The following is a 20,060-nucleotide window of genomic DNA, read 5'->3' on the forward strand; positions in this document are numbered from 1 at the left end:
GGGCGCCGACGGGCGACGAGTCGGCAAGCTTGGCCACCCTCCTCGAAAGGGTGCCAGAGGGCTGGACACGGGCGATCTACAACGGGCGAACATACGGGCTGGCCCGCACCACCCGCGCAGGGGGGCGAAGCATCACGATCTCCGCCGAAGAGCTCGGTGGCACCGACCTGGTCAGCGCGAACGTGTATCGCACCGCCGCAGCGGAACACTTACGCGCCTGCGAGATGCCCACGGCGAAGGTGCTCGCGTTTCTCCGCGCCTGGATGCCCGCATGACTCATGCCTTGACCGCCGCTCTGCTCGCTGTCATCACCTCGCTCGCGGAGGAACTACGGCCGGGGGCTCTCGAGGGCCTGTCTGTCGCCGACATCACTCTCGGGCGGCCCAAGAGCCGCGACCATGGTGACTGGGCGTCCAACGCCGCCCTCAAGCTCGCCAAGAACCTCGGAGTGAACCCGCGCGAGTTCGCCGTGGAGATTGCGGAACGCCTCGGCGAGGCGCCTGGTATCGCGAGCGTCGAGGTTGCAGGTCCCGGCTTCATCAACATCCGTCTGGATATCGCCGCCGCTGGGGCTGCTGCGAAGATGATCGTCGAGGCCGGCGGTGCGTTCGGGCTGAACGACTCGCAGCGGGGCCGCACGATCAACTTCGAGTTCGTGAGCGCCAACCCGACGGGTCCGTTGCACATCGGGCACACACGGTGGGCGGCGCTCGGCGACTCGATCGCGCGGCTCCTGATCGCGAGCGGCGCGACGGTCACGCGAGAGTTCTACGTCAACGACGCAGGAGCCCAAATGGAGCGGTTCGGCCGTTCGGTTCTGGCGGCGGCGAAAGGCGAGTGCGCGCCCAAGGACGGCTACGCGGGGACGTACATCGACGACCTCGGTCGACGCGTGGTCGAGGCGAAGCCCGGTCTGCTCGATCTCGACCCCGCCGAGCAGCTAACGGTGGCGGGCAACCTGGCGTACGAGTTCCAGCTCGGCGAGATCCAGGCCTCCCTCGCCCACTTCAACGTGCCCTTCGACGTGTGGTTCTCTGAGCGCACGCTGCACGCGCGCGGATCGGACGGACGCCCGAGTCTCGTCGACGAGGCGGTCGACCGCCTGCGCGCGCAGGGTCATGTCTTCGAGGACGAGGGTGCCGTGTGGGTGCGCACGACCGACTTCGGCGACGACAAGGACCGGGTGATCCGCCGCTCGAACGGCGAGTACACGTACTTCGCCTCCGACGCCGCGTATTACCTCAACAAGGGCGACCGCGGCTTCGCGCACAAGATCTACCTGCTCGGCGCCGACCACCACGGCTACGTGCACCGCCTGAAGGCGCTCGCGGGAGCGGCGGGTGACAACCCCGAGAAGGACATCGAGGTGCTCATCGGGCAGCTCGTCTCGATCAACGGTGCGCGGCTGTCCAAGCGTGCGGGCAACATCATCGAGCTCGACGACCTGCGCGACTGGATCGGCACCGACGCGCTGCGATACTCGCTCGCGCGCTACCCCGCCGACTCGCCGCTCACGCTCGACCCGGAGATCCTCCGCAAACGCACGAATGACAACCCGGTCTTCTACGTGCAGTACGCCCACGCGCGCACGCACAACGTCGCGCGCAATGCCGCGGCATCCGGAGTCGATCGCTCCGAGTTCGCACCCGCGCTGCTCGAGCACGAGACGGAGTCGGCGCTGCTCGGTGCCCTGCAGGAGCTCCCCCGCGTCGTCGCGCACGCCGCGGAGGTGCGCGAGCCTCACCGTGTCGCCCGCTACCTCGAAGAACTCGCCGGCCTCTACCACCGTTGGTACGACAACTGCCGTGTCATCCCACTCGGCGACGAGCCCGTCGAGGCCGTCCACCGCACACGACTGTGGCTCAACGACGCCACCGGCCAGGTGCTCCGCAACGGCCTCGGCCTCCTCGGCGTCGACACACCAGAACGAATGTAGTCATGAGCCAGACCGCGCACGGACCACAACCGACCAGATCTTTGTCGCGAGCTGAAGACTGCACGCGGAAGCTCGAACCAGCGAAGTCGTGGCCGCGGACGCATCGGCCCGTCAGCGGCGCGTCATCGGAGGCGTCTTACATAAAAAGGAGAAGCATGAACCCTGCATCAAACGAACCGCCTGAGCTCTTCGCCACCCCCGGTTACGGAGTATGGGCTCGCGAGCATCTTCACTACTCGCAAGCGTTGCGCGTCGGGAACCGGATAGAAACGTCCGGCCAAGGTGGCTGGGACGATGAGTGGTCGCTTCCGGAGTCGCTAGAGGAGGAGATTGTTCGCGCGTTCGAGAACGTGCAGCGAACGCTGGAGACGGCAGGGGCGACTTGGCGTGACGTGGTTCACGTGAACTCGTATCACGTTGCACTCGAACCTGGTGCAATCGGACGCGCACACAACGACGTTATGGTGGCCCAACTTCGTAGGTGGACGGGCGAGCGAGCCCCCATTTGGACGCAGACGGGAGTAACGGCGCTCGGGCTAGTGGGGATGCGAGTCGAAATCCGCGTCACGGCGATCCTCGCCTAAACCATCGATTCGCACCGCGAATCTGGGCGCAGCGACTCAGGCAGCCGACGAGCTCATCGGATGAACACGATAGAGCAGTTTGAATGGGGCTTCTTCGTGTCGTTCACTCGCCGGAAAAGGGAGGCGCCGGCGCTGTGAGCCCACCAGATCGTCCGTGGCTCGCTGTCGTCGGCGCCATGGGTGTGCCTCTCGCCGGGGGCACCAGTAAGGAGCTACCCCGGGGAGATCGGCGATTCGCGATCATTGGTCTCGTACCATCCTCGTCCGGGACGCAGGTAATCACGATCAAGATGGACGACTTGCGCGACTGGATCTGGATGGATGCGCTGCGTTACTCGCTCGCACGATACCCTGCCGACTCGCCGCTGACGCTCGACCCCGAGATCCTGCACAAGCGCACGAATGACAACCCGGTCGTCTACGTGCAGTACGCGTACGCGCGCACGCACAACGTCGCGCGCAACGCTGCGGCATCCGGAGTCGACCGCTCGGAGTTCGCGCCCGAGCAGCTCGACCACGAAACCGAGTCGGCACTCCTCGGCGCGCTGCAGGAGTTCCCGCGCATCGTCGCGCACGCCGCGGAGGTGCGCGAGCCTCACAGCGTCGCCCGCTACCTCGAGGAGCTCGCCGGCCTGTACTACCGTTGGTACGACAACTGCCGCGTCATCCCGCTGGGCGACGAGCCCGTCGAGACGGTGCACCGCACGCGCCTGTGGCTCAACGATGCGACTGGCCGAGTGCTCCGCAACGGCCTGACCCTCCTCGGCGTCGACGCACCGGAACGACTGTAGTCATGAGCCCGACCGGGAGCGCGCAAACACAGCCGACCAGATCTTTGTCGAGAGCTGAAGACTGCACGCGGATTCTCGAACCAGCGAAGTCGTAGCCGCTGACGCACAGGCCCTGTCAGCGGCTGTACGGGCTGTCACTCTTCTGTCTAGAGGCGGCCCTTCAACGTCGATTGCCGATCGTGTGGAGCAGTTTGGAAGGGGGCCCGGTCGGTCGCGACAGCCTCCGATGGGCGGCGCGAACTCTGGGGTCAGCCACGCCTGGGCTTCGCGGGGGTCCGGGTGGGCGTACCTCGCTGGCATCGGGTTTCGTCGGGCAACGGCGGCGAACATGCTCAGAGAGCAGGTACTCCATGCCGCGCGAGGTTCCGCACGCCTACGGCTCCCACGAACTTCCTGTCGCGATCGACCGCGATGGGGCGGTCATCCTCGGTGGCGACTCAGTGAGGGTTCTTCCCCGGCTGGCGCCGTCGATCGCGGATGCGTTGGTGACCGACCCGCCGTACGGGCTCGAGTTCAACGGGCATGCCTGGGACGGAGTATCGGGGTTCGCCGAGTCCCTGCCGGACGTCGATGTGTCGGCGATGAGCGCACCGGAGGTGTTCGAGGCGTGGTGCGCGGCGTGGGCGCGCGGAGCATTGCACGTCTTGAAGCCGGGCGCGCATCTGGCGGCGTTCGGCGGCACGCGTACCTGGCACCGGATGGTGCGCGGGATCGAGAGTGCGGGGTTCGAGGTGCGCGACCAGATTGCGTGGCTGTACTCCTCCGGGATGCCGAAGAGCATGGACATCGCCTATGCGCTGGACAAACGCAACGGGGTGCTGCGGCCGGACCGGGTGGTGCAGGAGTCAGAACGCGAGGGCGTGCTCGGCACGACCAGTCGCGTCGTGCAGCAGGGGGCGCCGGTCAGTGACGATGCCAAGCAGTGGGCTGGGTGGGGCACGGGGCTGCGGCCGTCGTTCGAGCCGATCGTCATTGCCCGCAAGCCGATCCCGGGCACCGTGGTCGACAGTGTCCTGACGCGCGACACCGGGGCGTTGAACATCGACGCGGCACGCTTCGGCGACGGCCGGTGGCCGGCCAACGTGGCGCTAGATGCCGCTCAGGCCGAGACGCTGGATCTGCTGACCGGGTCATGGCGAGGCGCTCCGGCCTCGACCCGGTTCCCGATCTTCCGCTACGAGCACAAGGCGCCGGGATCGGAACGTCCCCGCGCGTTCGGGGTCTCGCACTCGACCGTGAAGCCGCTGTCGTTGATGCGGTGGCTGGTGCGCCTGCTCACCCCGCGCGGCGGTCTCGTGCTGGAGCCGTTCGCAGGCTCGGGCGCGACGGTGGAGGCGGCGCTGGAGGAAGAGATGCGGGTGGTCGCGATCGAGAAGGACGTGAGCTTCGTCCCTCTCATCGCCTCACGCATCGACCGCGTCGCGATGCGACACGGCGAGCCCTGACCCGCGGGCGAGGGCATCTCGAGGCGGGTTGAGAAGAGCGCGGAAGGAAGCGACCATCGAACGCTCCCGAGCGGGCACCTACCTCTCTGGTGTGCGCAAGGCGTGGGCACCAGAGAGGTGGAGGGACCATCATGGCGGAGCTTCCCGACGACGGTGACCGCGGCGAGCTATGGCGCGTGCGGGTACCAGTGGTGTTCGACATCGCCGCGCGCTCGCGGCGGCGGGCTCGCGGGATCGTCGATGAGGCGCTCACTTCGCGGTCTATCGGGGCGCTGTCCGTTCCCGAGGGGCGGGAAGGCATTCGCGGGTGGTCGCATCAGGAAGACTCCTATCCGGGTCTGAACACGTCGGCGTCCGCGCAGCAGACGTTCCTGGCGGACCTGAACACGATCGAGGTACTCCGAACGCTCGTGGAGACCGAGGCGCAGGAGCCAGGCACCCTGCGCGTTCTGACTGCTGCCGAGTTGCAGCAGCTGCGCATCACGCTGGCCGCGGCGGATCGGTACGTGGAGATCCCGAATCCCGAGTACCCCGAGTCGGATCCGCTGTTCGCCGGCCACGCCACCGAGGCGGCACCCGAGCTGCCCGACGGGTTGTACGAGGGTAAGGACATCGGCGGACGGGCGGTCCGCCTTGCAGTGGGGCCATCCCGACTGAACGCGCTCGGGCGCACCGCGGCGACTCTGCCGCTGGGCAACGTGGACTCGCGCACCCTGGCCCAGATCGCCGAGGTGCTGCAGGGCTACGACCGCACCCAGCATCCGTCCGCCAGACTGGAGCAGATCTCGAACCTGGTACGCGCGGCGGGTCACGACGGTCTGGATTCCCGGGAGCTGCTCGCGAACCGGGCGGCGCGCACCCGCCCGCAGGTCGTGGCGGTCGGGGTGATCCTCTGGTCAGACGATTCCGAAGTCGAGCCCTCGATCCTCCTCGGTTCACGCAGCACTGACCTCGCACGCCGCGTCGCAACCCAGCTCTACGAGGAGCTCGCGGACTCCGAGGCCTTCGCCGGTGGCCGCGAGTTCATCGACCAGCACACCCCGATCGAGCAGTGGAACACGCCCCGAGACGTCGACCAGTGGCTCGAGGCCCTCGCCGAGGCGACCCCAATCCCGCGGGCGACCATCACCCAACTACCCGTCACCGATCTGACCGGTCCCGGCGGGCAGTACGAGCGAGACCTGTCCTACGCGCTTGCGCGCCGGGCCGCGCAGCTCGCTGCAAAGGAAGTAGCGCAGCCGCGTCCAGGCGCAGGCCCGGCGCACGAGCTGTGACCTACCTGACCTCCAGAACCAACGGCAGGACGAGGAGCATGCCATGACCGATCCACAGCAGAAGTTCACCATCCCGATCGTCGAAGTCGCCGGGACAACGCGGGAGCAGGCAGCGGGACTGCTGCACCCGCTAGTGACCCGAGCAGACCGCCTGCTCACCGGCGTTGCACCACTGGCTGGTGTCAGCGACGTCTTCTACCCTCTTGAGGATCGCTGGTTCCCCGAGGCTCAGTTGAAGCACATCGACGGGAACAGCCCCGCCGGCCTACAGCTTCGAGAACCCCATGCCTTCGCCGACACCTACGCGGACACTCCGGTGTTCGACATGCTCGCCGAGATCTTCCCCAAAGAGCCGGACCCGGATGGGTTCCGCGACGAAAACGGCGAGCTGGACGAGAACGCCTACGGAGCGGCGTTCGACGAGTTCACCGAGCAGGCGCTGGACATCGCCACCTACCTGCGACGTCCCACAGACCTCCTAGCGCGCGTCGAGCGAGCGGAGCAGGTGCGCGACGGCGCCGCCGCGCACCTCGACCAACACCCGCTGCCGGTAGAGCCGGAACGCAGGGACTACCTGGTCACCATCGCACCGAGCTACGAGGGCGAGATCGAAGACGCGCGCTACGCCTGGGATCGCACGCAGTGGCAGGCCGACTTCAACCGGATCGCACGAGCCCGAGAGCAAGGGCTGCGCCGCCTCCTCGGACACGACATCCCGGACGCGACGTCCGCCTCACGCCCCGAGCGCACAGCGCCGCAGCTCAAGGATCAGCGCGAGCGAGGCGAGCCGCATGATTACCTCGGCATTGAGGCGAACCCGACAGTCTCGACTGAGCGCCGGCCAAGTCGCCCATTCCCGGTCGACACCACCACAGACCCCGCGACCGCGGGCGCGACGCCAGCGCGATCGACCACGCAGAGCATTCCCGCGCACGCACCAGCACCTGCCCGGTCTTCCAGTACGGAACAGCTGTGGACATATCGCGTCCCCGTCGAGTTCGAGGTTGTGACTTTGTCTTTGCCGTGGTGGCTTTTCTGAGTTTCAGAATGGCGGCATTGCCGAGGCCGCAAGGCGGGTCTGTCAATCGAGACCGGGGTTTTATGGTGGTCCGCTAGGTACTGCTAGTGAGAGAGAAGACGTGTCGCGCTCGGAACGAGCGCACTCGAGATTACGTCGAGGAGATGACCGGCGCGGGGCGCGAGAGATGGCTGGTCGTAGAGCCACGCGAGTGCCGCGACCAGGGCGAACAGGTCGGTGCCGTCGATGTCGGCCCGCGCTGTCCCGGCGCTCTGCGCCCGTTCGAGAAGCCGCGCTCCGATGTCGTGTAGCGCCACGCACGAGTCGTGGAGTGCGGAATCGGCGTCTTCGAGTGCCGCTGTAAACAGAGCGGTGACACCTCGGTACTCGTGATTGAGTGCGACGCAGCCGCGGAGCCAGGTTAGGAGTGCGTTCTCGGGTGTGCTCGACGTCTCGAGGACGGACGCTTGGGCCGTGAGCGAGTCGACGTCCGTGCGAAGTAGAGCCTCGATCAGTGCTTCTCTCGTGGGGAAGTGGCGGTAGAGGGTGCCGAGCCCGACGTCGGCTTTGCGCGCGACGTCGCGCAAAGAAGCGTCGGCGCCGTGTGCGGTCACGACCTCGCGTGCTACCGAGAGCAGGCGATCGTAATTCGCCCTGGCGTCGGCTCTCATGATGTCTCCTGGATCGGGGATGATAGTGCTCAGAGTAATTCATGCACCGCCCCACGTGGGCGGCGACGTCAGTACCGGAAGGCGACTTATCGGGTCGCAGCAGCCAGTACGTTGCGAATGGTTTCTCCGTCGGCCGGCTGGCCCTGTTCGTTCGAGTAGGGCCCGTAGGGGGTTCCCCACGCGGGAGTGCCCGTCGCCTGCCGCCAGCTGTCGTCCAGCGATCCTGCGTCGATCACGTCGTAGCCGATGGACTCGATGAACTCGGTCGCCGCCGAGTTCGCCGATCGTGAGTTGCCGGCAACCGGCAGGGATGACCGGTCGGCTGCCCCTACTGGGCGGGCGAGCGAGAGTAGGTGCTTGTAAAAGATGTTGTTGAACGCCTTCACGACCTGTGCTTCGGGGAGATAGCGCTGGAGCAGTTCGCTGGAGGTGACGGACTTTTCGTCGAGGTCGGGAATCTGCCCGTCGCGCTCGGGGCCGTAATTGCAGCTGTCGATGACTGTCTTTCCGGCCAGCTCCGTGGCGGGCAAGTCGGCGAAGGCGCTGACGGGCACACTGATCACGACGATGTCGCCGGCCGCCGCGGCCTCCTGACTCGTTGCCGCCGATGCCTGCGGACCCAGTTCCGCGACCGTGTCCCCAAGGCTTTCCGGACCCCGCGAATTGCTGAGCACGACCTGATACCCGGCGTCGATTGCGAGTCGCGCGACGGTCGCGCCAACGTTTCCACTTCCAATGACTCCCAGGGTCGTCATGCTTTCGCTTTCTCCAGAACCTCGGGGAAGTAGTGGCCGTTATCCAGATCGGCGAGGAGGCCGGGGTGGGTGGGTTCCCAGCCGAGGGTTTCCCGGGTGATGAGGTTGGACGCCGGGTAGGACTGCGTGACCAGGTTGGTGAGGAACCCGAAGTATCCGGGGATCATCAGCGCGTCCAGGGGGATGCTGACGGCCGCGAGGTCGAGGCGCTGACCGATGGCCTCGGCGATCTCGCGAATCGGAATGCCCTGGTCACCGACTGCGTGCCAGTATCTGCCGGCGGGCCCCTTCTCCAGTGCCAGGCGGAACAGCGGGGCGACATCACGGATGTGCACCGCGTTCCAAGGATTTGCTCCGTCCCCGGGGTAGCCGGCGAAGCCGTTCTGCTTCGCCAGCCCGATCAGTGACGGAAGGAACCCCGCAACATCGCTCGTGCCGTGGGCAATGTTGGCAATCCGCACGACGGACGATCGCACGCCTTGATCGGCGAGGTCGATGACGGCGGTTTCCACGACGTTGCGAACCCGGAGGGTGCCCTTGTGCTCGTCGCCGACCAGTAGGGCCGGGTCGTCCTCGGTGGCCACTCGGCCAAGCTGCCCGGACGAGCCGATGCTCCCTGCCACGACTAGCGGCTTTCCGGTTCCGGCGAGTGCTTCACCGTAGGCGAGCATGATCGGCAGTTCCGCGGCGGCCACGGCGTCCATCCCGCCGGTCGGAAGAAGGTCTTGCCGGTGGGCGACATGGATGACACCGTCGGAGGCGGCGGCGGTCTCCTTGAGCCCGCCGAGGTCTTGAAGGTCACCGCGGCGGACGCTCGCGCCGAGCGCAGAAAGCGCTTGTGCGGAAGCGTCCGACCGGGCCAAGCCGGTGACTTCGTGCCCGGCAGCAATGAGTTCGGGAATGATGTACGAACCGGAATGGCCGGTCCCGCCAGTGATGAAGACGCGCATGCTGCTGCTCCTAGGAATGAAACGAAAAGGCGAAGGGGGTGGATTGCATTCAGCCGAGAATGTTGACACGGAGGGCGATATTGAAGCCCGCGCCGTTCTGGGCCAGGCCCATCAGCAGCGGACCGACACCCTCCATCCAGCGAGCCATAGCAAGGCCGCCGACGTCCAATGGGCGAAGCCCGAGACTCTCGATGAACACGGACACGGTGGCCTTGGCCTGAGCGTCGTCTCCGGCGAAGAACACGTCGAATGAGCCCTCCTGGGCCAGGACGTGACCGAAGGCAGTGTTGAACGCCTTTACGATGTGTGCACTCTGCGGGGCGGCCTTGGCGATCTCCTGCGCCCCGGAAGTCCCATCGGGGGTGACCACCCCGGAAGCGTCAGCGTTGAAGGTGTTGGAGATGTCGATGATGACCTTGCCGGCTAGCGCCTCGCCGTACTGGGAGACGACCTCGGCGGCGCTCGTGTAGGGCACGGCCAGGACGACGATGTCGCCAACCGGAACGGCCCCAAATGTCCCGGTCGTGGACCCGCCGCCGACCGCAGTGGCCAGATCCTTGGCCTTCGCCTCGTCACGGCCGATGAACTCGACAGTGTTGCCACCCTTGATCGCGCGTGCTGCCAGCGCGGTGGTCATGCCACCGAGGCCAATGAACCTGATGCTGCTCATAAGACTTGTTCTCACTTACTTCAGGTCGGACGGAACTGCCCAAACGGAGCAGTAGTCCGAATATACGGGGCGGTGCTCCGTTAAGCAAGTGGGCTCCTGAACCGATGTAGCGTATTCGTTCGTGTCCGCTACAAGCGGGCGAGCTTGTCCCAGTCGGCGTGGGTGTGCCGGATCTATGCGGGCACCACCTGACACCGCCACCACACAGCTACAAAACCCCGCCATAACTCAGCTAAAGCCACATTCGAGGTATCCGCGCGGACCGCGGACGAGGCGCGCAGGCTGGTCGATGAAGGACTAACCGGTGACGCTCCCGCGGGGATACCCGCCGCCGTGCAGCAGCGGCAAAGTGTCTTGGAAGACGGCGACGTGTACGGGGTACTCGGCTGGCGCCATCTCGTGGACGGGGAGTCGACCCCGTCACCCAGCTCACGCCTCGAGCGTGGAGCGCTGGTGTCCGATCTGCTGCGCCATCGCGGCCACCAGCTCACCGAGCATGAGGTCAGTGACGACGAGACACAGACGCTACGAGGTGGCCTGCGCCCGGACTCGCCGGGCCGGTGAACCCGGTCAAGCGTCCGGCCACTGGACGGCGCGGCCGGAAGGGAGCAGCTCGGTGACCTCGAGCTCGAGCGCCTGCGCCAGGCGCACCAGCATCTTCAGCGACGGATTGGCCGGGGATCCGGGCTTCCAGAATCCCCGCTCGAGCTGCTGGTAGTGCGTGCGGGTGAGCCCGGCCTGGTGGGCAAGGTTCTCCTGCGTGACGTCCAGTGCGATCCGACGACGCTGGAGTTCGATTCCGAGCGCTTTGGCGTACTCCTCCCAGGACGACGGCACAGTGGAAGAGGGCATCCTCCCACGCTGACGAACCCACCTGTCTTCCGTCAGCCAGAAATATCCGGCATAATTTATCTGGCCTTCGCGCCGGTTGATCTCAACGCAGCCCCGCATCTCATCTCAGAGCCTCGGCGGCTGTGCTCGCGGTGCGCGCGGCTCGTGCCGTGCCCGAGTCATGCATCTCTGTTGCCGAAACGCGCATCTTCGCCCGAAACGCTGGACGGAACTTGACTGTCGGGTTCCGATCGGTAGACGCCGCATCTGTGTACTCGATGCAAGCGACGAGCTGTTTCAGGGTCAGGTTAGCGGCTGCGGGTTTCGGGCTGATGACGCGCACCTGACCATTGCGGTTCGGCGCTCGTCCCCTGAGCCGCGAGAGGAGGCGAACATGATGGGGCCGCTGCAGGAGACCCTGAGCGCGCTGCGCGAGCATCCTCGCTCCGTGCGTGTTGCCGCCTTAATGTACGCGGCAGCCGGCCTCGACGTGTTCCCTTGTGGCCCGGGCGGCAAGCAGCCGCTGACCGAGCGCGGCTACCGTGATGCGACCACCGACACGCGGCGCATCCGCGGCTGGTGGGCATGGCAGCCCGAGGCGAACATCGGCATCGCCACCGGCCACGGACTGGACGTACTCGACGTCGACGTGCACGCCGGCGGAGACGGCTACGGCGCCCTCGAGCGTCTTCACCGTGCGGGCATGGTGCACGGAGCACTCGCCGCAGTGCGCACCCCGTCGGGAGGCACGCATCTGTACTTCCCCTCTGATACCGACCGGCCACAGCAAACATGGTCGCGCGGCACGAGTCACGTCGACTTCCGCGGCACCGGCGGCTACGTCCTCGCCCCGCCCTCGACGGTGATCGATCGCGGCAAACCGGCGGGATACACGATCCTTACGCTCAACGCCGATCCACGCCCCGTCGATGGCGACCGGATCCGCGAGCTCCTCACTCCCATCCGGCCACGAGTCACCACGGCCCGCGCAGGTTCTGCGCGCGCGGAAGCCGAGCGACTCACGCACTGGCTCGGCGGTGCCCGGGATCGACCTCGCCGGTGTCGTGGAACACAGCGACAGCCCCTCTTATGCGCCTGGCGACCGGGTGCTGGTGAACGGCTGGGGCATCGGCGAGACGCACTGGGGCGGTCTCAGCCAGCGGGCTCGCGTGAGTGCGGACTGGCTCGTGCCGGTTCCTGATGCGATCTCGGAGCGGCAGGCCATGTCGATCGGCACGGCCGGATACACGGCCATGCTCTCCCTCATGGCCCTCGAGTCGCACGGCCTCACCACTGATTCGGGTGACGTCCTTGTCACGGGCGCGAACGGTGGGGTCGGCGGGTTCGCGATCGCGCTGCTGGCACGCGGCGGCTACTCGGTCGTTGCGTCGACCGGCCGTCCCGTTGAAGCCGATTACCTGCGCCGCCTTGGCGCCACGACGATCGTCGACCGGACAGAGCTGTCGGGGCCGGGCCGGCCGCTCGGCAAGGAACGCTGGGCGGCTGCGATCGACTCCGTCGGTAGCCATACCCTTGCGAATGCCTGTGCCGGGACGAAGGCGGGCGGCGCCGTCGCCGCATGCGGGAACGCACAGGGCATGGATCTGCCCGCCACTGTCGCACCGTTCATCCTGCGCGGGGTGAGCTTGCTCGGCATCAACAGCGTCACCCAGCCCCGCGACAAGCGCGTCGCAGCGTGGAACCGCCTGGCCGACGAGCTCGACCTGGACTTGCTGCCCGCGATGAGCCGCGAGGTCGGCCTGAGCGAGGCCCTCTCCGTTGCCGATGACCTTCTGGACGGCCGCATCCGCGGCCGGATCGTCGTCGACGTGAACCGCTGACCATCCCCCAAGACCACACAAACGAAAGAGGAAGACCATGACGAAGATCACCGTGCTCGGAGCGGGCGGACGTATCGCAAGACACGCCATCGCCGCGCTTCTCGAGGAGCCTGCCAACGAACTGACCCTCTACCTGCGTCGCCCCCAGAGCCTGCCGGATGCTCCCAGCGACCGCGTCCAGATCGTCGAGGGCGACGTGCTCGACAACGAACTCCTCACACGCACCGCCACGGGACAGGACATCGTCTACGCGAACCTCGGCGGAGGCGACATCGAAGCTCAGGCCCGCGCCGTCGTCGCAGCGCTGACCGCCGCGGGAACACGACGGTTGATCTGGATCTCCACCCTCGGCATCTACGACGAGGTGCCCGGTGAGTACGGCAAGTGGAACCACCGGATGCTCGACGGCGGATACCTGCAGACGTACAGCGCCGCCGCGAAATTGATCGAGGAGTCCAACCTCGACTACACGATCATCCGTCCCGCGTGGCTGTCGGACGCCGACGAGGTCGACTACGAGCTGACCCAGAAGGGCGAGCCCTTCCAGGGCACCGAGGTGTCCCGCAAGAGCGTCGGCGCGCTCGTCGCCGAACTCGTCAAGAACCCGGCCGACAGCATCGGCGCCTCGCTCGGCGTGAACAAGCCCGGCACCGACGGCGACAAGCCATCCTGGTACTGAACGGAGCATGCCATGACCGCTTTGGACACGCTCACCGAGAACGGCTTGTCCCTCGGGATCGAGCTGCCCCTGGACAACGATCTCGCCCGACGAGACGTCTCCGGTCAGGGACTCTTCCCTGACCTGACCCGGCATCAGGAGCGTGCGCAGCTCGCCGACCGGCTCGGGTTCCGGGCGCTCTGGCTGCGGGACGTGCCGATGTGGCGACCGCGTGACTTCGGCGACGCCGGACAGGTCTTCGACCCCATCCCCTACCTCGGCTACCTCGCCGCATCGACCGAGCACATCCTGCTCGGAACAGCGGGGATCGTGCTCCCCTTGCGGCATCCAGTCGCGCTCGCGAAGGAAGCTGCAACCGTGGATGTCCTCTCCGGTGGGCGGCTGCTGCTCGGCCTCGCCTCGGGCGACAGGCCGGGTGAGTACCCGTTCTTCGGAGTCGATTTCGATCGTCGGGGAGAGACCTATCGCGACGGTGTGCGCGTGCTGCGTGAGATCTGGTCGCAGGCGGCGCTGGGCCGGATCGATCAGGACTCGTTCCTGCCCGCCCCTGCGGACGGGACGATTCCACTGATCGGGATCGGTGGCGCGCAGCAGTCTCCTGCGTGGGCGGCAGAGCACCTCGACGCGCACATGACGTACCACCGTGCAGGTCCGCAGATGCGCGCCGTCGCTGCGCAGTGGCGGGCGATATCGCTCAAGCCGTTCATGACGAACCTCTACCTCGACCTCGCGGAGAACCCGGACGCTCCCTTCGAGCCGATCCGCCTCGGTGCACGGGTCGGCACCACCGGTCTCACCGATTACCTCACCGGACTGGCAGCGGCAGGGGTCGTGCACGTCAACCTCGTGCTGCGGCCGGGACGACGAGACGTTGAAGACGTCATGGAGGAGATCGGACAAGACGTCATCCCCGCCCTCCGAGCCCGAACCGCATCAGAGCCAGCCGGCGCAGACATCCGATCGTGACCGAATCCACCGAAACAAGAAACAAACGAGCAGGGAGAACGATTGATATGAGCAGCACAGACACCATCGCCACGACTGCGAGCGACCCGACAGCGGTTGTCGCGACCGCGCAGTTCCTTACCCCCGTCGTACTCGGCCTTCAGGGGCTGACCATCAACGCCAAGCAGGCGCACTGGCACGTGCGTGGCTCGAACTTCGTCGGCGTCCACGAGTTGCTGGACACCATCGCAGGCAACGCCGGCGAGTTCGCCGACGCGGCAGCGGAACGCATCGTCGCCCTCGGCCTCCCGCTCGACGCCCGCGTCAGCGCGGTCGCCGAGAAGAGCTCCGGGACAAGCGTCCCGGCCGGCTTCGCGAACTCAGACGACCTCGTGCACGCGGTGATCGCAGACATCGACAGGCTCCTCGCCGACGTCCGCGCAGCGGTCGATGGCCTCGACGGCATCGACCTGACCAGTCAGGACGTCGCGATCGAGATCCAGCGAGGTCTCGACAAGGACCGCTGGTTCCTCGTGTCTCACATCGCAGCCTGACCGACCTGCCAAAGCGGCGCCTCTCACCGGTCCGGTGAGAGGCGCCGCGCGCACTACGTGGTGCAGTCGGACAACACGGGCTAATCGAGGATCGCGGTGACTTCGAGCTCAACGAGAACGTCCGGCTCGAAGAGGTAGTCGACCCCGATCAGGGACGCGGGCGGCAGGGGCTGAGGCAGCTTCAGCTCCTCAGCGACCCGAGCGATCCCGTCCATGAAAGGTGCGATCTTCTCGGGCTCCCATTCGGTGACGTAGAAGGTCAACCGAAGCGCATCGTCGAAGGATGCACCCGCGCCTGCGAGCGCACGAGCTGTGTTGCGGAGAACCTCCGCGACCTGACCCGCGAGATCGTTGATCGCGATGGGCTTTCCTTCCGCACTACGGGCGACCTGGCCGCTGATATGCACGTGACGCGTGCCGGTGCCAATGGCGACGTGATCATACGGCGTTCCTGGCTGGAGACCGGCAGGACTGAAGCGTGTGACTGGCATAGAAGGTCCTCTTCGTTGGTGGTTTACTATTGATACTTGGTAGTTGAAGGACACTTCAAGGAGACCTGGTTTCATGGCCGATACCGACGCCGTATGCGAAAGCGAGCTGCGTATCGCGACGCCGCATCGCGAGCTGCTCGACCAGGTGCTCGACAAGTGGTCACTCAGCGTGCTCAACGAACTGTGCGAGCGACCCTGTCGGTTCAACGAGTTACGGCGTGCGATTCCGGGAGTGACGCAGAAGTCCCTCACGGCGACGTTGCGTCGGCTGGAGCGAAACGGAGTCGTGCAACGCCGAGTCATCAGCACGCGGCCGGTGGCCGTCGAGTACGGGATCACCGCCTTGGGCAAAACGTTGCGCGGGCCGATTGACGCGCTCGTCGCCTGGGCAGATGAGCAACTGCCGAACATTGAACGCGCACGCATCGCCTTCGACGAAGACGAACAGTAGACGTCGGGACATCTTTCCCCTCGCGACCAAGCAAGAGCGCGGCTCAGCTCTCTGTCGGATGTTCAGGCTTTGCGCCTTCTCTGTCTCCCATGACGGCGTCCACCATGCCCATCGTCGCGTCGAACTGCGTCATGACCAGCGCCGCTGTGCTCGCGAAGCCGCACGCGAGAAGGATGAGCAGCGAGGGGACGAACTCAGTCGGATCGGGCACCCAGCCTCCCAATGTCCATGGCAGGACCATGGCGATGACGATGCCGGCGCTCGAGAGCCATTCGTTCACGAATAGAGCGCGTGAGGAGCCGGACCCGCCCCTCGCGAGGATACGACGTCCTGTTTCCACTGTCATCGCTACCAGGAGGATGCCGAGGACGATGAAGCTCAGCGCGCCCCAGAGCGGATCAAGCGACGCGAGCACGAGCGGAACAAGGAGCGGAATGGAGTAGGCGGTGAAGACCCAGCGGACCGACGAACGGAGATACCGGTCCGCAGCCTCCGACGCTGCGAGTCGGCGGTGCATCTCCGAGTCGATGTAGAAGAACACGCCCACGATGAACGTGCCGAGCATCGTTCCCGATACTCCGGCGAGCCCCAAGAGGAAGTCATCATCCGTACCTGACATCGTCTGCGTCCCTTCTTCCCTGGGCACCTGTGAAGCGGGCAATCCATGCGGTCGCAGGATTTCGTGCCAGATCGGCGAGGCTTCCTCGCTGCGTGATGCGCCCTGCCTCAAGGACGATCACCTCGTCAGCGAGCACCTCGACGTCTTCACGGTCATGTGTGACGAGGATCGTCGGACCGGCGAACTGGCGGAGACGCAGACCGAGGTCGGCACGCACTTCATCCCGGAACTCCACGTCCAGCGCCGCGAGCGGCTCGTCGAGGAGCAGTGCCTTCGGCTCGGATGCGAGGGCACGGGCTAGCGCTACACGCTGAGCTTGCCCGCCGGAGAGTGCACTGGGGTATCTCTCTGCCAGGTCCGCCATTCCGAAGCGAGACAGCCAGGGGTCTGCGCTGCGCCGGGCGGCGGACCAACGCCCACCGCGGACTTTGGCTGAGAAGGCGACGTTCTCGCGCACCGTGAGGTGAGGGAAGAGGAGCAGGTCTTGGAACATGACGCCGATCCTTCGCTGGTCAGCAGGAAGACCGGCCAGATCCTTGTCCCCCAGTCGAATCGTGCCGTGGGACTCGGTGAAGCCTGCGATCGCCGCGATGGCGCTGGACTTTCCGGCACCGTTCGGTCCGACGACGGCGAGCACACTTCCGGGATCCGCTTTCAGCTCCACGACTACGTCGAAGGCGGGGCGTGGGATACGTGCGGAGACGGTGAGCTCGAAGGTCATGCGGTGCCTGGCAGCCATCGGTCGCGGAGTGCGAGGAGCACACCCAGTGATACCGCGAGCAGGACGAGTGCGAGGGCGATCGCGGTGTCGGGGTCCGAGTTCATCGCGAGGTACGACGCGATCGGGAGTGTGCGCGTCACGCCGGGGAAGGAGCCGGCGAACGTGATAGTCGCGCCGAACTCGCCGAGCGCGCGGGCGAAGCACAGCACGGCGCCCGCGGCGATTCCAGGCGCGGTCAGCGGAACCGTCACGAGGCGGAAGATCTGCCACGGGCTGGCGCCCAGGGAGGCGGCGGCTAGTTCGCTGCGGCGGTCCGCTGATCGCAGCGCGCCTTCGACGGCGAAGACGAGGAAGGGCATCGCGACGAAGGTTTGCGCGAGCACAACGGCACCGGTGGTGAAAGGAATAGTGATGCCGACCTGCGTGAGCCATTGCCCGAGGATGCCTCGCCGTCCCAGCAGGAGAAGCAACGCAATGCCGCCGACAACGGGAGGCAGTACCAGCGGGATAGTGATCGCCGCCCGCAAGAGGCGGCGCGGCAGGACCTTCCAGTGAACGGAATGGCTCAGCAGGACGGCTAGCGGGATACCGAGGATGAGACTCAGGCCGGTAGATAACGTCGCTGTGAGTAACGAGAGCCCGAGCGCCTGCAGTACCTCTTGCCGAACGAAGAGTTCGCCCAGCTGGCCCCATGGTGCACGCAGGATGAGTCCGAGCAGCGGGAGAACGAGCAGCGCGAGACCGATCACCCCGAGGGCGAGGATGACCGGCTGCCGGCGTTCACGGGGCCGCGAAGCCTGCATGCTCGAAGACCTGACGTGCCTCATCGGAGCGGAGGTAGTCGATGAACGCCTGTCCTGCGTCGGGGTTCGGTGCCTCGGCAAGAAGGGCGACCGGATAGTTGTTGATCACCTGCTGCGCCTCAGGCACATCGATGCCTTCCACCGCGCTCCCTGCTGCGACGACGTCGGTCACGTAGACCAGTGCGGCGTCGGCCTCACCCAGAGAGACTTTCGTCAGTGCGGCACGCACGTCCTCCTCAAGTGTGTCCGGTTGGGCCTGAACACCAGCAAGGTCGAGCAGGGACTGCGCTGCGGCTCCACACGGCACCGCGGTGTCGCACAATGCGATTGTCAGCTCAGGCCGTGCGAAGTCGGCGAGACCGGTGATCCCTGCAGGGTTCCCGGCGGGAACCGCGATCTGCAGCGTGTTCGTGACGAGCACTTCCGGATCGGCGGCCAGGCCTGCGTCGACAACAGACTGCATCGTCGCCTCATTCGCTGAGAAGAACACGTCCACCGGGGCACCGGAGACGATCTGCTCGGCGAGCGCCGACGATCCGCCATAGCTGGCGACCACGTCGACATCTGCGTTCGCGTCCTCGAACCTCTCGGCGAGGACGTCGATCACGTCGGTCAAGGAGGCTGCGGCCAACACTGTCACCGTTCCGGAGGTCATGTCGTCCTTGCTTGCCCCGACATCCGATTCGTCGCTTCCCGTGCCGGGCGATGAGCATCCAGCGAGCAGAAGGAGCGCTGCGGCTGCCGCAAGGAGGGAGGGGGCACGCACGACAGGAACTCCTCTGAAAGACGGTCGGTCAGGCGAACGAAGTTGCCGACCTGTCTCAAGCCTCCCGTAGCCGAGGTCGTGAGAATGGCCTGCGACTGCTGGGCTTTGTCTGCTCTCTGCTGTCTCGCCGCTTCCGACCTCACCCGCTGGGACCGGCTCCCTAGCCTGAAGGCATGCCGGTCAATCCGCTCTCTCCGACCTTTCAGAGGCAGCGCGTCCTCACGGGCTTCGGCGTTCCCGCTCAGGAGCGTCTTTCGAGAGCGCATGTGCTCGTGATCGGCGCGGGTGGGCTGGCCAGCACCCTGTTGCCGGTCCTTGCTGCCGCAGGCGTCGGCAGCCTCACGATCGTCGATGACGACACTGTCGCCGAATCGAACCTGCACCGGCAGACGATGCACACGCCCGGCGACATCGGTCGCAGCAAAGCGGTCTCAGCCACCATAAGGCTCGCGTCGCTCGCTCCTGATGCTGAGCTCCGCGCCGTCGAGGGGCGTTTCGACGCCGTGACAGCCGAGGGTCTGCTGCACGGTGTGGACGTGCTCGTCGATGCCAGCGACAACCCGGCAACAGTGATGCTGGCAGACCGTGTTGCTGCCGAACGCGGCATTCCGCTCGTGTGGGGGTCAGCACTGGGGTACGCCGGCCAAGCAGGCGTGGCATGGGATGCCAGAGGCACCGACTACCGCGACTTGTTCCCGCATGGTCCGGACTCCAGTGCGGACACCTGCGACATGATCGGCGTGCTGCCGAGCGTATGCGCCGTCATCGGGGCGTTCATGGCGACCGAGGCACTCAAGCTCCTCACCGGCATCGGAGAGCCGTTGATCGGCCGGGTCGCCGCGTACGACGCACGCACCGGCCGCACCCGCGAGATCGCCTACCGGCGCGACGAGTCCGCCCGTGCCGCAGCGCAGAACATCGAGACCACTCCGCTGTCATCCGACGATCAGAACGCCGTCTCGCCCGAGGAACTGCGCGACCTGCTCACAGCTTCCTTCCCGCCGCTGCTGATCGACGTACGCGAACCGTGGGAGGCCGACATCGCAGCGATCCCGGGAAACGTGCTGATCCCCTTGACCGAACTCCCTCGCCGGGCACCAGAACTCGACACCGGTCACCCCATCGTGCTGTACTGCCACCGCGGCACACGCTCACGCCAAGCGCTCGATCAGCTCCTCCAACTCGGATTCTCCGATGTGCGGCACCTCACCGGAGGCATCGATGCCTGGGCTGTCCGCATCGACCCCACGGCGAGCAGATACTGA

Annotated in this window: 22 protein-coding genes and 2 pseudogenes; 14 read left to right on the forward strand and 10 right to left on the reverse strand. The window is 66.4% G+C overall.

Annotated features, from left to right (window positions below):
• Nucleotides 1–29 precede the first annotated feature (29 nt).
• The 7 genes and pseudogenes from ACWIDW_RS14260 (at nucleotide 30) to ACWIDW_RS14290 (ending at nucleotide 7,069) form a co-directional block, all read left to right on the forward strand.
• The gene (locus ACWIDW_RS14260) at nucleotides 30–275 is read left to right on the forward strand and encodes a hypothetical protein (RefSeq protein WP_454125942.1); all 246 of its coding nucleotides are present in this window, start codon (nucleotides 30–32) and stop codon (nucleotides 273–275) included.
• Nucleotides 272–1,936: an arginine--tRNA ligase gene (locus ACWIDW_RS14265; RefSeq protein WP_454125943.1), complete on the forward strand. Its 1,665-nt coding sequence runs from the start codon at nucleotides 272–274 to the stop codon at nucleotides 1,934–1,936. The genes ACWIDW_RS14260 and ACWIDW_RS14265 overlap by 4 nt, the downstream gene beginning before the upstream one ends.
• 155 nt (nucleotides 1,937–2,091) lie before the next feature.
• A complete protein-coding gene (locus tag ACWIDW_RS14270; protein WP_454125944.1) occupies nucleotides 2,092–2,520 on the forward strand; it encodes a Rid family hydrolase in 429 nt (142 codons plus the stop codon).
• Nucleotides 2,521–2,804: 284 nt separating this feature from the next.
• Nucleotides 2,805–3,311: pseudogene (locus ACWIDW_RS14275) on the forward strand (DALR anticodon-binding domain-containing protein); the annotation flags it as partial.
• Between the two features lie 350 nt (nucleotides 3,312–3,661).
• Entirely contained in the window at nucleotides 3,662–4,756 is a 1,095-nt protein-coding gene (locus tag ACWIDW_RS14280) for a DNA-methyltransferase (RefSeq protein WP_454125945.1), read from the forward strand.
• Nucleotides 4,757–4,947: 191 nt separating this feature from the next.
• Nucleotides 4,948–6,030 (forward strand): hypothetical protein, encoded by a 1,083-nt coding sequence (locus ACWIDW_RS14285; RefSeq protein ID WP_454125946.1) that lies wholly within the window; start codon nucleotides 4,948–4,950, stop codon nucleotides 6,028–6,030.
• A 43-nt stretch (nucleotides 6,031–6,073) separates the two neighbouring features.
• A complete protein-coding gene (locus tag ACWIDW_RS14290; protein WP_454125947.1) occupies nucleotides 6,074–7,069 on the forward strand; it encodes a hypothetical protein in 996 nt (331 codons plus the stop codon).
• Nucleotides 7,070–7,152: 83 nt separating this feature from the next.
• Here ACWIDW_RS14290 and ACWIDW_RS14295 read toward each other — a convergent pair whose 3' ends face one another.
• From ACWIDW_RS14295 to ACWIDW_RS14315, 5 genes are all read right to left on the reverse strand, one after another.
• A complete protein-coding gene (locus ACWIDW_RS14295; protein WP_454125948.1) occupies nucleotides 7,153–7,719 on the reverse strand; it encodes a TetR/AcrR family transcriptional regulator in 567 nt (188 codons plus the stop codon).
• 86 nt (nucleotides 7,720–7,805) lie between these two features.
• Complete coding sequence (locus ACWIDW_RS14300) at nucleotides 7,806–8,474, reverse strand: NADPH-dependent F420 reductase (protein ID WP_454125949.1); 669 nt, start codon at nucleotides 8,472–8,474, stop codon at nucleotides 7,806–7,808.
• Nucleotides 8,471–9,424 (reverse strand): SDR family oxidoreductase, encoded by a 954-nt coding sequence (locus ACWIDW_RS14305; protein WP_454125950.1) that lies wholly within the window; start codon nucleotides 9,422–9,424, stop codon nucleotides 8,471–8,473. Before ACWIDW_RS14305 ends, ACWIDW_RS14300 begins: the two co-directional genes overlap by 4 nt.
• 49 nt (nucleotides 9,425–9,473) lie before the next feature.
• Nucleotides 9,474–10,094 (reverse strand): NADPH-dependent F420 reductase, encoded by a 621-nt coding sequence (locus ACWIDW_RS14310; RefSeq protein WP_454125951.1) that lies wholly within the window; start codon nucleotides 10,092–10,094, stop codon nucleotides 9,474–9,476.
• Nucleotides 10,095–10,664: 570 nt separating this feature from the next.
• Complete coding sequence (locus ACWIDW_RS14315; RefSeq protein WP_454125952.1) at nucleotides 10,665–10,946, reverse strand: helix-turn-helix domain-containing protein; 282 nt, start codon at nucleotides 10,944–10,946, stop codon at nucleotides 10,665–10,667.
• Between the two features lie 445 nt (nucleotides 10,947–11,391).
• On the opposite strand from ACWIDW_RS14315, the pseudogene ACWIDW_RS14320 reads away from it, so the two are divergent.
• The 5 genes and pseudogenes from ACWIDW_RS14320 to ACWIDW_RS14340 all read left to right on the forward strand — a co-directional run.
• A pseudogene (locus ACWIDW_RS14320) lies at nucleotides 11,392–11,814 on the forward strand (bifunctional DNA primase/polymerase); the annotation flags it as partial.
• A 40-nt stretch (nucleotides 11,815–11,854) separates the two neighbouring features.
• A complete protein-coding gene (gene acuI / locus ACWIDW_RS14325; protein WP_454125953.1) occupies nucleotides 11,855–12,766 on the forward strand; it encodes an acrylyl-CoA reductase (NADPH) in 912 nt (303 codons plus the stop codon).
• A 37-nt stretch (nucleotides 12,767–12,803) separates the two neighbouring features.
• On the forward strand, nucleotides 12,804–13,445 hold the full coding sequence (locus ACWIDW_RS14330; protein WP_020622159.1) for an SDR family oxidoreductase: 642 nt from the start codon (nucleotides 12,804–12,806) through the stop codon (nucleotides 13,443–13,445).
• A 12-nt stretch (nucleotides 13,446–13,457) separates the two neighbouring features.
• Nucleotides 13,458–14,411: a TIGR03571 family LLM class oxidoreductase gene (locus ACWIDW_RS14335; protein WP_020622158.1), complete on the forward strand. Its 954-nt coding sequence runs from the start codon at nucleotides 13,458–13,460 to the stop codon at nucleotides 14,409–14,411.
• Between the two features lie 47 nt (nucleotides 14,412–14,458).
• A complete protein-coding gene (locus ACWIDW_RS14340; protein WP_020622157.1) occupies nucleotides 14,459–14,944 on the forward strand; it encodes a Dps family protein in 486 nt (161 codons plus the stop codon).
• Nucleotides 14,945–15,024: 80 nt separating this feature from the next.
• Here the strand turns inward: ACWIDW_RS14340 and ACWIDW_RS14345 are convergent, their stop codons facing one another.
• Complete coding sequence (locus ACWIDW_RS14345; protein ID WP_043276424.1) at nucleotides 15,025–15,435, reverse strand: RidA family protein; 411 nt, start codon at nucleotides 15,433–15,435, stop codon at nucleotides 15,025–15,027.
• A gap of 73 nt (nucleotides 15,436–15,508) precedes the next feature.
• Here ACWIDW_RS14345 and ACWIDW_RS14350 point away from each other — a divergent pair, with 73 nt between their 5' ends.
• Nucleotides 15,509–15,886 (forward strand): winged helix-turn-helix transcriptional regulator, encoded by a 378-nt coding sequence (locus ACWIDW_RS14350; protein ID WP_020622155.1) that lies wholly within the window; start codon nucleotides 15,509–15,511, stop codon nucleotides 15,884–15,886.
• 43 nt (nucleotides 15,887–15,929) lie between these two features.
• On the opposite strand, the gene ACWIDW_RS14355 is transcribed toward ACWIDW_RS14350, so the two are convergent.
• Genes ACWIDW_RS14355 through modA form a run of 4 tightly spaced genes read right to left on the reverse strand, consistent with a single transcriptional unit; the run spans nucleotide 15,930 to nucleotide 18,684 of the window.
• Complete coding sequence (locus ACWIDW_RS14355) at nucleotides 15,930–16,451, reverse strand: hypothetical protein (protein WP_020622154.1); 522 nt, start codon at nucleotides 16,449–16,451, stop codon at nucleotides 15,930–15,932.
• A 37-nt stretch (nucleotides 16,452–16,488) separates the two neighbouring features.
• On the reverse strand, nucleotides 16,489–17,226 hold the full coding sequence (locus ACWIDW_RS14360; RefSeq protein WP_020622153.1) for an ABC transporter ATP-binding protein: 738 nt from the start codon (nucleotides 17,224–17,226) through the stop codon (nucleotides 16,489–16,491).
• On the reverse strand, nucleotides 17,223–18,029 hold the full coding sequence (locus tag ACWIDW_RS14365) for an ABC transporter permease (protein WP_020622152.1): 807 nt from the start codon (nucleotides 18,027–18,029) through the stop codon (nucleotides 17,223–17,225). Before ACWIDW_RS14365 ends, ACWIDW_RS14360 begins: the two co-directional genes overlap by 4 nt.
• Nucleotides 18,007–18,684 (reverse strand): molybdate ABC transporter substrate-binding protein, encoded by a 678-nt coding sequence (gene modA / locus ACWIDW_RS14370; RefSeq protein WP_020622151.1) that lies wholly within the window; start codon nucleotides 18,682–18,684, stop codon nucleotides 18,007–18,009. Before modA ends, ACWIDW_RS14365 begins: the two co-directional genes overlap by 23 nt.
• A 284-nt stretch (nucleotides 18,685–18,968) precedes the next feature.
• On the opposite strand from modA, the gene ACWIDW_RS14375 reads away from it, so the two are divergent.
• Nucleotides 18,969–20,060, forward strand: coding sequence for a ThiF family adenylyltransferase (locus ACWIDW_RS14375; protein WP_070709080.1), 1,092 nt, complete (start codon nucleotides 18,969–18,971; stop codon nucleotides 20,058–20,060).

The organism is Microbacterium sp. NPDC055312 (genome assembly GCF_053645675.1).

Coding starts and splice junctions, on each gene's coding strand:
- ACWIDW_RS14270 (WP_454125944.1), top strand. CDS start 2,092: ATGAACCCTGCATCAAACGAACCGCCTGAGCTCTTCGCCACCCCCGGT.
- ACWIDW_RS14310 (WP_454125951.1), bottom strand. CDS start 10,094: ATGAGCAGCATCAGGTTCATTGGCCTCGGTGGCATGACCACCGCGCTG.
- ACWIDW_RS14355 (WP_020622154.1), bottom strand. CDS start 16,451: ATGCTCGGCACGTTCATCGTGGGCGTGTTCTTCTACATCGACTCGGAG.
- ACWIDW_RS14345 (WP_043276424.1), bottom strand. CDS start 15,435: ATGCCAGTCACACGCTTCAGTCCTGCCGGTCTCCAGCCAGGAACGCCG.
- ACWIDW_RS14330 (WP_020622159.1), top strand. CDS start 12,804: ATGACGAAGATCACCGTGCTCGGAGCGGGCGGACGTATCGCAAGACAC.
- ACWIDW_RS14295 (WP_454125948.1), bottom strand. CDS start 7,719: ATGAGAGCCGACGCCAGGGCGAATTACGATCGCCTGCTCTCGGTAGCA.
- ACWIDW_RS14375 (WP_070709080.1), top strand. CDS start 18,969: ATGCCGGTCAATCCGCTCTCTCCGACCTTTCAGAGGCAGCGCGTCCTC.
- ACWIDW_RS14280 (WP_454125945.1), top strand. CDS start 3,662: ATGCCGCGCGAGGTTCCGCACGCCTACGGCTCCCACGAACTTCCTGTC.
- ACWIDW_RS14290 (WP_454125947.1), top strand. CDS start 6,074: ATGACCGATCCACAGCAGAAGTTCACCATCCCGATCGTCGAAGTCGCC.
- ACWIDW_RS14265 (WP_454125943.1), top strand. CDS start 272: ATGACTCATGCCTTGACCGCCGCTCTGCTCGCTGTCATCACCTCGCTC.
- ACWIDW_RS14350 (WP_020622155.1), top strand. CDS start 15,509: ATGGCCGATACCGACGCCGTATGCGAAAGCGAGCTGCGTATCGCGACG.
- modA (WP_020622151.1), bottom strand. CDS start 18,684: ATGACCTCCGGAACGGTGACAGTGTTGGCCGCAGCCTCCTTGACCGAC.
- ACWIDW_RS14305 (WP_454125950.1), bottom strand. CDS start 9,424: ATGCGCGTCTTCATCACTGGCGGGACCGGCCATTCCGGTTCGTACATC.
- ACWIDW_RS14340 (WP_020622157.1), top strand. CDS start 14,459: ATGAGCAGCACAGACACCATCGCCACGACTGCGAGCGACCCGACAGCG.
- ACWIDW_RS14300 (WP_454125949.1), bottom strand. CDS start 8,474: ATGACGACCCTGGGAGTCATTGGAAGTGGAAACGTTGGCGCGACCGTC.
- ACWIDW_RS14335 (WP_020622158.1), top strand. CDS start 13,458: ATGACCGCTTTGGACACGCTCACCGAGAACGGCTTGTCCCTCGGGATC.
- ACWIDW_RS14360 (WP_020622153.1), bottom strand. CDS start 17,226: ATGACCTTCGAGCTCACCGTCTCCGCACGTATCCCACGCCCCGCCTTC.
- ACWIDW_RS14315 (WP_454125952.1), bottom strand. CDS start 10,946: ATGCCCTCTTCCACTGTGCCGTCGTCCTGGGAGGAGTACGCCAAAGCG.
- acuI (WP_454125953.1), top strand. CDS start 11,855: ATGGCGACCGGATCCGCGAGCTCCTCACTCCCATCCGGCCACGAGTCA.
- ACWIDW_RS14365 (WP_020622152.1), bottom strand. CDS start 18,029: ATGCAGGCTTCGCGGCCCCGTGAACGCCGGCAGCCGGTCATCCTCGCC.